Annotated in this window: 2 protein-coding genes; both read right to left on the bottom strand. The window is 38.9% G+C overall.

The genetic code is table 11. The features are described 5' to 3' along the window. Positions 1–753 (bottom strand): IS21-like element helper ATPase IstB (gene istB, locus ACFQ0V_RS13070; protein WP_381014402.1); only part of this gene is annotated, 753 nt, incomplete at its 3' end. A 5-nt stretch (positions 754–758) separates the two neighbouring features. Then, a complete protein-coding gene (istA, locus tag ACFQ0V_RS13075) occupies positions 759–2009 on the bottom strand; it encodes an IS21 family transposase (protein ID WP_381014403.1) in 1251 nt (416 codons plus the stop codon). Between the last annotated feature and the right edge of the window lie 31 nt (positions 2010–2040).

A 2040-nucleotide genomic window follows, 5' to 3' on the forward strand; every position in this document is an offset into this window, starting at 1 on the left:
GTGAGGCAGCGGGAAAATTCCCGCTTTTTTCTTCTCCTCCATACGGTAAGAATCGCCCTTTATATTAAAGGTAACAGAATGATGCAGAAGACGATCTAGGATCGCAGTAGCTAATACATCATCTCCAAACGTTTTGCCCCATTCTAAGTATGATTTATTCGACGTAATGATCATTGCGCCCTTTTCGTACCTTCTTGAGACTATTTGAAAAAACACGTTTGCTGTTAAGGCATCGAATGAAAAATAACCAATCTCATCAAGAATAATCAAATCAGGTTTACATAATCGATTGATTAAATAATTCATCGTCCCTTTTTTCTCTGCTTTTTGACATTGCTCACCTAACTCATCTGCTGTCATAAACAACACTTGGTATCCTTGGGCAAGTGCTTCTAATCCAAAGCCGATTGCTAGATGGGTTTTTCCCACACCCGGTGGACCGAGAATAATACGGTTTTCACCGTTCGCAATATAACGGCACGTACACGTTTCCTTCACGCGTTGTTCACTAATACTTGGCTGGAAACTAAAATCAAAATCGTGAATCGTTTTACTATAAGGGAATTTTGCTCTTTGAATACGTTTTGCTAAAGCCTGTGATTCGCGAAGTTCCCACTCTTGTTTGACAAGCGTGTCAAGAAAGTCAAAATATGATACATTATTGGCAGAAGCACTTTCTACGAGTTCATCGATTTGAAGTGCGGTTTGCTGCCATCCAAGCGCTGTTAAGCGCTTTTCGAGTAATGAGTGCATAATTATTAATCACCTTCCTCGAGTGCAGCGTATACAGCTAATGATCGATTTGCAACATTAGTAATTGGAGTAGGAGAATCTGGGGTCGCCAAACCATGAAGATTCGTTTCCTGCTCTTTTTTTGTGCCGGGTAATCCTTGATAGTGACGGTCATCCATCGCCATTTGATGTTTGCCCTCGATCAATAGATGTGTGGCGATGCACTCATATTCATCATAAATTTCAAGTATGCCTTCGTTCGTTTCATGGATTTTTACTTGTTGTCCAGCGTAACGATAGGGTACGGAATATTTATTTTGCTGATACGATATCAAACAATCCTTACTCACTTCCCGGAGTTCCCATTGTCTAATTTGGTATAGCGGTTTTTTATTCCATTGAAGGAGTAAAGAACGCTCCTCTTCAAATCGATCATTTGGACATTGTTGGGTTGTCTGATTTCGCTTTTGATGTACAACCTCATTAAGCCATTTGCGTACTTCATAATTCAATTCTTCTAATGTCTCTGGGAGACGACGTTTTAAGAAATTTGATTTTAAATAAGCTACTGCACGTTCTACTTTTCCTTTTGTTTGCGCCCGATAAGGTTTACAAGCTTTTGGGATGACACCGTAATAAGCAAGGAAATCTTCAAATTTCTTGTTAAAACGAATCTGACTAACACTATGCTTAGTGACAACGGTACGCATATTATCGTAAAGCAACTGTTGTGGAATCCCGTTAAAATAACTAAAGGCATTCATATGACACTTCATTAAAGTTTCCTGTGTCATATCAGTTGTAAACTCGATATATCGCTTTCGTGAATAACTTAAAATCATAATAAATGCATAGAGTGGTCGTTTGACACCATCTACTAAAAACTCCCCAATATCTTCTGCCCAATCTACTTGCGCTTGACGGCCAGGGGCTGTTTCAAATCGAACAGTCGCTTGTTTTTTAGGAGCTTCCCGATAAGGTTGTACAAATTCTCTTAGAATGGTGCTTTTACCTTCATACCCCATTGCACAAATCTCTTCCATTAAGACTGCACAATTCGTTGTTCCTTCCTTAATCCGCTCCAACAAGTAAGCCTTATATGGATCTAGTTTGCTTTTCCTTGGTGTTCTTTTCTTTGATACTGGAACTGTATCTGCATTTAAATGTTTTCTCACTGTTTTTCGATCAAAGCCTGTTTCTCTTGCTATGGCACTAATCGTCCATCCTTTCTGTTTCAATTCTCTAATCATCAAAAAATCCTCCAACAATAACGTCATTCCTACACTTCCAATCTATCTCTTTATGAAA

Source organism: Savagea faecisuis, assembly GCF_042675605.1.
Taxonomy (GTDB): domain Bacteria; phylum Bacillota; class Bacilli; order Bacillales_A; family Planococcaceae; genus Savagea; species Savagea faecisuis.